The organism is Rhodococcus sp. (in: high G+C Gram-positive bacteria) (genome assembly GCF_049286785.1).
In the GTDB taxonomy this organism is placed as follows: domain Bacteria; phylum Actinomycetota; class Actinomycetes; order Mycobacteriales; family Mycobacteriaceae; genus Rhodococcus_F.
The window spans coordinates 1-8,805 of the sequence record NZ_JBAQEO010000770.1; the positions used below are offsets into that span (position 1 = coordinate 1).

5 protein-coding genes are annotated in these 8,805 nt (G+C 60.4%); 1 reads left to right on the plus strand and 4 read right to left on the minus strand.

The window, feature by feature from the left end:
- Positions 1 to 10: 10 nt before the first annotated feature.
- Genes WAW17_RS27780 through WAW17_RS27795 form a run of 4 tightly spaced genes read right to left on the minus strand, consistent with a single transcriptional unit; the run spans position 11 to position 6,941 of the window.
- Positions 11 to 2,341, minus strand: a complete 2,331-nt coding sequence (locus WAW17_RS27780) for a hydantoinase B/oxoprolinase family protein (RefSeq protein ID WP_422336079.1) — start codon at positions 2,339 to 2,341, stop codon at positions 11 to 13.
- A 37-nt stretch (positions 2,342 to 2,378) separates the two neighbouring features.
- Positions 2,379 to 4,505 (minus strand): hydantoinase/oxoprolinase family protein, encoded by a 2,127-nt coding sequence (locus WAW17_RS27785; RefSeq protein WP_422336080.1) that lies wholly within the window; start codon positions 4,503 to 4,505, stop codon positions 2,379 to 2,381.
- A 29-nt stretch (positions 4,506 to 4,534) separates the two neighbouring features.
- Positions 4,535 to 4,960: an acetone carboxylase subunit gamma gene (locus WAW17_RS27790; RefSeq protein WP_422336083.1), complete on the minus strand. Its 426-nt coding sequence runs from the start codon at positions 4,958 to 4,960 to the stop codon at positions 4,535 to 4,537.
- A gap of 58 nt (positions 4,961 to 5,018) precedes the next feature.
- Positions 5,019 to 6,941: a hydantoinase/oxoprolinase family protein gene (locus tag WAW17_RS27795; RefSeq protein WP_422336081.1), complete on the minus strand. Its 1,923-nt coding sequence runs from the start codon at positions 6,939 to 6,941 to the stop codon at positions 5,019 to 5,021.
- Positions 6,942 to 7,133: 192 nt separating this feature from the next.
- Between WAW17_RS27795 and WAW17_RS27800 the strand changes: the two genes are divergently transcribed.
- The coding region (locus tag WAW17_RS27800; RefSeq protein WP_422336082.1) for a sigma-54-dependent Fis family transcriptional regulator at positions 7,134 to 8,805 on the plus strand (1,672 nt) is incomplete at its 3' end.

Below are 8,805 nucleotides of genomic sequence, written 5' to 3' on the forward strand. Positions count from 1 at the left end.
GTACTCGACGTCAGGACTTATGAATGACGTCCTCACCGCACTTCTTCTCGAGCTCGCGCACACGCCGCTCGAGCTTTTCGATCTTGAGCACCCTGCGGTCGGGGATCATGATGAGGGGTAGCTCATCCAGTGGAGCCGTGACCCGGGCGGGCTCGTTGCCACCCCAGTGGGTGGCCACGAGCTGCTCGTTGTCGTCGCCCCACGAACCGAAGTACAGGAGCTCCTCGGGTGGTTCGGGAGTGACGAATTCTTTTACGAACTCGTGGTACGGCTTACCGCGGGCGATTCGGTCCTGACGGATACCCGCACGACGCTCTGCAGTGGCCGCTTCGTCCACCACGAAGCTTTCGGGGTCGAAGACGACGCCGTACATCTCGTCGGCAACCTTCGCCGAGATACGATCGAGTTGTAAATCTGCAATGACGGCTTCCGGATCACGTTCGAGCACATCACCGTAACCACCGCCCGAGCCTTGGCTGATCATGTACAACTCGCCCTCTTTGGCGACGTCGAACTGCAGGCCCATATGGCTGGTCAGGTATTCGCCACCCTCGTAGGGCTGTTCGTTCATGATCCGCTCGATCGACAGATCGAACTGCGAGGGATCTTTCTGGATGATGTCGTAGATGTTGATGCCCTTGACCATGGACAAGGGGTATGTCGGGCAACCGTAACCGCCGAACATGCCGGTCACCGAGGAGAACTTGGACCCGGAGGTGACGGTCATGAAGCCCCAACTCGGGGTGCCGCGTGAGGCAACGATCATTTCGTAGCCCATGCCACCACGATATTTGCCGAAGCCTTGGTTATCGCGTACCAGGCGCTTACTCACCAATTGCAGGAAGGGAACTTCTTCCTCCATCACTTCCTGCTCGGCGATATCTGCCATCGCACAGAACAATGGCGCGATACCGTCCTCGCCGTCTCGAAATGCCTTGGCGCCACCGCCCATACCGTTGAGATCTGCGCAGAGGTTGCCGACCTGCTCACCGTGTTGGGTGGTTCCACCCCACAGAAAGTCATTGATCTGATTGAACCAGGGGGCAATTACATTCGAGTACTTCTTCGGAGCCGAGAACTGGATCTTGGCAAAGGCGGTCTGCAGTGCAGAGAAGCCGCGGAAGGATGCTTGAAGCGATTGCCCGACGGGCGCGTCGTATCCGGCATCGGCCCAGGTGTGTTCGTCGGAGATCACCTCGATGGGCGAGAGTGCGCCGGTGCTTCGCGGCAGATCCGGCCACCAGTACGAGAGAATCGCCTGTGTCATGAACGATTTGGTCGACCCGAGCGGGGAGTTGATTGCACGGTTCAGGATTTCCGGTCCGGTTCCTGTCAGGTCGACGGTCAACTTTTCGCCCTTGATCGTGATCTTGCAAGCGAACTTGATGAGGATGTTCTCCTTCAAGGTCGAGTCCACGAACTGGTTGAAGGTCACCACTCCGTCCGGAAGTTCACCTATCCGGCGACTTACCTCGGCCTCGACGTTCTCGACCGTCAACCGCAAAGCCGCGACGAAGGCCTCTTGACCGACCTCGTCGATGAGACGATCGACCGTCTCTATCACGCGCCTGACCGCACCCATCTTGACCTTGATATCTGCCAGCATCAGCTTGGGGTCGCGAGTCGAGTGCTGGAGGAAGGTCAACAGGTCACGACGTAGGCGTCCGCCTTCGACGATCTTGATCGGAGATGCCCGCAGTCCGTCGTCGAACGGCGACTCCGAACCCGACGGCATCCCACCGGGCTCGCATGCACCGTTCTCGCCTTCGTGGATCGTGGCCCCCACCCACGCAATGATCTCTCCGTCACGCATGACCGGCACCAGCATGGACTGGTCTGTGTTGTGGACCATTCCGAATCGGGAGTCGTTGTGAAAGAAGCCGTCTCCGGGATTGATCCCGACGCTGGGGTCATCCTTCCAGTTCTTCATGATGTAGCGAATCGGGTGGTGCAGGACCGCCGAGAACGCAATCACGCCACGGTTCGAGAGGTAACTGACGTCACCTTCTGCCGTATAGACGGCGCAGGAGAGATCCGCCCACTTTGCGCCCGGTGCAGCGCCCATGCTTTCGCACATTTCGAACGCCTCGTCCAGCGCACCCGCCAGCCGCTTACGAATCCGATCCGCACCGAGGGGGTCGGTAGCCCGCTCGATGCAGCGATCTTCATGTGCTGTGCGTGGCGCGATTTGATGGTGACGCATGATGTCCGGATCCGGCCCCAGGAACAGGGTGGTCTCGTCCATGAATGCGTCGACCCACTGCTGTTCCTGTTCACTGAGCAGCTGGGAGATGTCGGGTTCCGTGTCGAATGGGTCCGTGTTGTTCTGCGTAAGAGTCATGCGCTCTCGAGCTCCTTCCTGAAAGTTTTTGATTCGCTCAGTCTTTGAGAAGCCAAACGGCGCCCTGCACGGTCGGCTCGAGCCGCCAGCCGGGCTCCACCAGATACGTGGTGCTCTCGGTGGTAACGATGGCAGGCCCAGGGATGACCGAGGTGTGCGACAAAGCGCGTTCGTCGTAGACCGGCGTTTCGACAGGCTTGTCTACGTCGGTGAAGTGTGCGCGTCGAGTCGAGATGTGATCGGGAACCGTTCTGCTGCCGCCGGACTCGATCGAATCGAACTTGACGACATCACCCTCGATGTACGAGGCGACGCGCACGGTCTGTACCCGAACGCCGGCCTCAGGGGCCTGAGTGCCCTCACCGTAGCGCTGGCCGAAGATCTCAGAGAACGTCTTGATCAAGTACAGAACATCGGCGACACCGTCGACACGGTTGATATCGAACGATACGGCGGTGGTGGCAAGCTGATTGCCGTACCGCATGTCCATCTCCAAGCGGTATTTGACCTTGTCTGCGTCATACCCCTGGCGCACAAGATCTTCGGCGCCCTTGGCTTCGAGTTCCCGAATGTAACCGTTCATCGTCTCGTACTGGTCGTACAGTGTGCGTTCCCGAGGTTCGTAGAGCACGATGTACGCGCTGCGCTCGTGGATGTGAAGCGGTTTCATGTTGCCCGCGCCCAGCGCCGAGAACACAGATGCGAAAGGGGGAAACAGGATCTTGCTGATACCCGCCCCCTTTGCGATCCCGCAGGCGTGCAACGGGCCGTTGCCCCCATACGCCAGCATGGTGTAGTCCTCCACCAAGCCGCCGCGAGATCGAAGTTCCTTCTCGATGCCGATGGCCATCTGCTCGTCGACGCTGCGCTTGATCACCTTGGCTACCGAAACGGTGTCCAGGTCCAGCTCATCGGAGAGCGTCTCATCGATCGCGTAAGTCGAACGCTTCTTGTTAAGGGTGATGTACCCATTGGCATAGTTCTCAGGGTCCAAATATCCCAGCACGAGGTCCGCGTCGGTGACCGTCACGTGCAGACCACCGCGGTCGTAGCAAGCCGGACCCGGGTCCGATCCCGCCGATTCGGGTCCGATCTGCACCGAACGATGAATGCGGTCGAAGGTTGCGATGGAGCCACCGCCGGCACCGAGGGTGTTCAGGTGGATCATCGGCATGGAGACCATCCACCGCCCGATGGTCGGCTGGAAATCGTAATGGCGGACACCGCCTTCGGGCACCAGTCCGATGTCGAACGAGGTCCCTCCCATGTCCATCGACACCACGTCACCGAGTCCCGTGGTTTCCGCCAGGTGCTGCGCGCCACCGACTCCGGCGATCGGACCGGAGTGAATGGTCTGCAACGCGTCGGTCGAGTTGGGCTGGGCCATGCCGCCGGAGTTGTGGATGACCAGCATGGGCTTTTCGTAGCCGGCGTCGCGCAGGTTGCTCGACAGTTGGTTCAAAGCGTGGAACATGGTCTCGTGCAGGAACGCGTCGACAATTGTCGACATCGCACGCACGTACTCTCCCTTCCGTCCGGACACCTGACTGCTCAGCAACACGGGAATGGAGCCCAGTTCGTGGGTGGGGTACTCGTCAAGGATGATTTCCAGGATCTGCTGCTCGTGCGACGGATTCTCGGTCGCATTGGTCAGCGCCACAACGATTGCCTCCGCGCCGTTGTCCACCAGCGCCCGGACCTGAGTTCGGACGTCGTCAACCATGATCGGAACCAGGACGTCGCCAACGGAATCGACACGTTCCTTGATCGATCGAGTGAGGTGCCGCGGAACCAGCGGCTCGGGGCGTTGGGCATCGGGCATGTCGCCTTGCTTGGTTCCGTCCAGTCCCTCTCCGTAACCGCGCCCACGAGAGAGATGGATGGTGTCCTCGAACCCGTGCGTCACCAGAGCGGCAACCTTGGGCCCTTTGCTTTCGATCAGCGCATTGGTACCGAGCGTGGTGGCGTACCGCACCGAATCGACCTCGCGCAGCGCCTGGCTCCGGCTGACTCCCGCCCGTTTACACGCCAGGTCCAGCGCCTCGTTGAATCCGAGTGCGAGATTGTGGTGGGTGGTGAGTGCTTTCGCTTCGACGTAGAGGTCATCCCACACGAAGAAGCAGTCGCTGAATGTCCCGCCGATATCGACAGATATACGTTTCATTACAGGTGATCTCCTCGAGAGTGCGGCCGTCAGTGCTTCGCGTGGACGTGGGTGTGGCGTGGCTCGGCAATGGCGTTCTCACCGGGGCCATAGTTGACGAGTTCTTCCGGGTCGCCTTCCCGGTCCGCCCACTGGGTGCGGAGTGAATCGATATCCCAGATCATGTCCACCGTCGGGGGATGTCCTGGTGCGGTGTACTCCGTCTCTATCTGAGTACCGCATCCGGGGCAATAGAATTCGAGGATCCGGCAGAAGTTCGGGTCGGGCGCGAATGTGAATTCGTACTTCTCCGGATCCAGAACGGCCGGATGAATCTCGCGAGGATCGCGGTCGTAGACCAACGTTCCTTCCTTGTAGTTTCCGCGGGCGTTGCCCAGGTCGTGGTTGCAGACCCGGCAGTGCCATCTCTCGGAGTCGAGTTCGATCGCCAGATATTCGGTCATGGGAATCCGCATGATGCTTGTCACCGTCTTCACTGTTGGTTTCTGGAGGTACCGAGCTTGCTCGGCGCACTCATTGCTGGTCTGTCAGGAACAGGTCACCGGAATCGGAGATGTCGAGTGTCCAACCGCTGGGGACCCGGGCGGTGAAGAACGGACCCTCGACGATGGCCGGCCCAGCAGCAGTCGCGCCGGCGACCTGGTCCTCGAGTTGATAGACCGGAACTTCGTCGACCTCGGTTGCCGAGGAACGGACCGAACGATGTCCGATGGAGACGGCCTCACTTTTCGTCTCCGGTCGTCCGCCGTTGATGACGGCATGCGGCAACCGATACGTCGCCGTCAGCGAGATCATGACATTCTGGTCCGCGTCTGCGCCGGCATCGAACGTGGCAGAAAACGGCTGCTCCGTAGCGAGCGAACCATCCTCGTTCTCCACCACGATCTTCCAGTCGAGATCACAGTCGTCGATACCGTGCCCTTCCTGGAACATGTCGCGGGTGGCACGGTCGACCAGTTCGGCGCGTACGGAATCGATCTGTTCCGCAGCGGCGCCGGTGATGACGGCCTCGTATGTCTGGGCGACATCGGAAAAGCTGATGCCGTAGGCAGAGAAGACGGCAGCGAGTCGCGGTACCAGAACCTTGCGCACGCCGGCGAGACGTGCAGCGCCACAAGCGCTCATCGGTCCACCACCACCGAAAGCCGCCAACGTCGTCGTGTCCGCGCTCTCCACCGCTGCGGCAAACGAGTCCGCAACGTGCCGGAAGTACGCAGTTTCCATCCGGACGAGCGCTTCTTCCAAGGAAATCTGCAGTGGCCCAGCGACAGTCTTGGTGATCACTGCCCTGGAGCGGTCAGCGTCGAGCGCCATCTCCCCGTTGAGATAGGTCGTCGGATCCAGCACTCCGAGAAGGAGGTTGACGTCTGTGATGGTTGCCTGCTTGCCACCGAATCCGAAGCACGCCGGTCCAGGTGCGGCGCCGACACTTTCCGGACCCACCCTGATCTCGCCATTCGTCACAGCGATGACGGAACTGCCACCGACGCCGGTGGAGTGAACGTTGCTCAGTTCGTGCGAGATGGGCACACCATTGACGGAGCCGCGCCGTTCGGTGGCGATGCTCCGGTCTTTCACTGATCCGACGTCGGTGGTCGTTCCGCCGACGTCGATCATCAGGACGTGGTCGAGCCCGTACGCCTCAGCCAGAGCACGGGTACCTTCGAGCCCTCCGCGCGGACCGGACGAGTACGTCTTCAGCGCGACGGATTTCGCGACGCGAGAAGAAGCTCCGTCGTTGCGATAGATGAGCAGTGGGTTCTTGAGCTTGTACGCCCGCAAACGGTGCTCGGCGCTATAAAGAAAGCGTTCGACGGTCGGATGCAGGAACGAATTGATGATGCCGGACCAGATTCGACGCGAGCGCAGCGTGTCCGAGGTGAACTCCCAGGTGAACAGCACCGGTACCGAGCCGAGCAGGTGACGGGGGAACTTCTCGAGCACGATGTGCTTGAAGATCTTTTCACGCTTCTTGTCGTCTGCTGCCAGCACGATCCGTTCTGCGCCGGCAGTGGTCAGCCGGTTGATCTCCGCCACGAGCAGCTGGCTGAGCTGGTCACCGTCTGCGTCAGGGGAGACCACGGCGATGCGGTTTCCCACGATGTCGTCGAAGAGTGATTCCGCATCCCCAGCGGCCCGCAGCTCGTCGACGATTGCGGGATCTTCGCTGATGAGGCCGATTCGTGGGCCTTTGCGCTCCACCAGCGCATTGGTGCCCTGCGTGGAGGAGTAACGAATGTGACGGGTCGAATGCAGCAGCGCTGCCAGATTCTCCTCACCGAAGATTCCGACCGACGCCTTGGTCATGCCTTCGAACAGGCACTGAGACAGGTCCACAGGTGTCGTCAAAGTCTTGGTAAACGAGAAGTCCGATCCGCTGCCTACGCAGATATCGGTGAGGGTCCCACCGTTATCGATATTGATCAATCGCTCCATCGAGGCTCCTAGCTGATCGAGTAACATTGAGTGACGTGCGCCACTCATCGGGGTGAGATCAGCATCACTTCTCGAGGGGTAAGCGGTAGTGTCCTACTTTGGGACACCGCCCGCGTCGCAGCCGCTGTTTGCTGGACATGCCGGACACCCGGCCACCTAGCCGCCACTCAACTACGTCCAGGAGGCTCGAAGATGATGTCGACGAATGTCAGCTCAGAAGGCTGCCATCCCGGTGCGAACTCGCAGTTCATCGCCGCCTCTTGGGTACGGTCCCGCGCCGCCGGTGTCGATGCCGAGGGAGGGGACGTCGCTTACATCGGGGACGTCGATGTATCGGGCAGGTTGGTACACTGCGCACAGCCCATCATCGAGCGACTCCTCGAATACACCGAAGACATCCCGCTCAGCGTCGCGGTATCCGACAGTAAGGGCCGTGTACTCAAACGGCTCGATACGAATCGCACCATCGGCGCGATGGTGGACAGAATCTCATTGGCCCCTGGTTTCAGCTACGCGGAGAGTGAAATCGGAACCAACGGTGTCGGTACGGTTCTCGCGTCCGGACAATCGGTTCAGATTATCGGCGAGTCGCATTACCATGAGCGTTTCAAGAAGTATTCGTGCTCGGGTGCACCGATCCGAAATCCGGTGACCGGACGGATCGAAGGAGTTCTCGATCTCACCTGTTTGGCCGAACACTCGAGTCCCCTGCTGCACAGTTTCGTACGCTCGTCCGCCGCTGCCATCGAGAGCAGCCTGTTGAACGACCAAAGCATGCACCAACAGGCGTTGTTCACAGAGTTCACCCGGCTCGACCTGCGATCGAGGGAAGCAGTCTTCGCTGTCGGCGATCGGGTCGCGATGGCCAACGCACGCGCCCAGCGTGATTTCGGGCCTACCGAACAGCATTCGCTCTTCGAGCACGCGCGGTACATGCTCGATCGCCGTCAACGCGCTTCTCGCCCGATCGAACTGGCCGATGGGCGCGTGGTAGAACTTCGGGGCAAGCGAGTCGGCTCCGAAACAACGGCGGTAGGCATCGTCGTGGAGTTGAAAACCCTCAGCAAGCTGCACGCGCCTGATGCGTTCACCGGTACCCCGAATCTTTCGCCCGGCCCCACGTCCGCGGACGCGCATACGTCCATGGGTTCCCCTGGTTTGCAATCTGTTTCGTCAGGGTCGTCGATCTGGAGCGCGTCGAAGCATGAGGTGGCGGACGCGTTGAGCCACAAGGTTCCACTGCTCGTCACAGGAGAGTCGGGTGCCGGCAAGGTTACCCTGCTCACTGACACGTTTCATCGACTCTTTCCCGACGGACGTTCAATTGTGCTCGATGAATCGAGCGAGCTCCCCGAACAGACGCACCTGCTCGGCGACCAGTCTCCGACAATCGTGGTGCTGCGCAATATTCATACTTTCGGCACCGACACGTCAAAGAAATTGACCCAGTGGCTCACTGCCGAAGGTGCGGTATGGATCGCCGCAACCGCGACAGAATCCAGTGTCAATCACCAGCTGCCGTGCGATGTGCTGCTCCCATACTTTCAGCGCTCTACTCATGTTCCGGCTCTTCGACACCGCCCAGAGGATCTGCCCTCCCTCGTCGAGCAAATTCTCGAGACACTCACCCACGGAAGAAGGGTGATAGCCCAAGACGCCACTATCCGTGCGCTGTCGCGGTATCCGTGGCCGGGCAACATCACCCAGCTGTTCGACGCGCTCCGCAGCGCGATCGAGCGTCGCCCGCTCGGCGATATTCAACCGCGAGACCTGCCCGGCTATTGCTCTCAATCGTCACTGCACACGCTCACGCCCATTGAAGCTGCGGAAAGGGACACGATCATCACTGCGTTGCGTGATGCCG

What these genes read in the sequence shown, in the direction of transcription:
- WAW17_RS27780 (WP_422336079.1), bottom strand. Translation starts at nt 2,341, where the DNA reads ATGACTCTTACGCAGAACAACACGGACCCATTCGACACGGAACCCGAC.
- WAW17_RS27790 (WP_422336083.1), bottom strand. Translation starts at nt 4,960, where the DNA reads ATGCGGATTCCCATGACCGAATATCTGGCGATCGAACTCGACTCCGAG.
- WAW17_RS27785 (WP_422336080.1), bottom strand. Translation starts at nt 4,505, where the DNA reads ATGAAACGTATATCTGTCGATATCGGCGGGACATTCAGCGACTGCTTC.
- WAW17_RS27795 (WP_422336081.1), bottom strand. Translation starts at nt 6,941, where the DNA reads ATGGAGCGATTGATCAATATCGATAACGGTGGGACCCTCACCGATATC.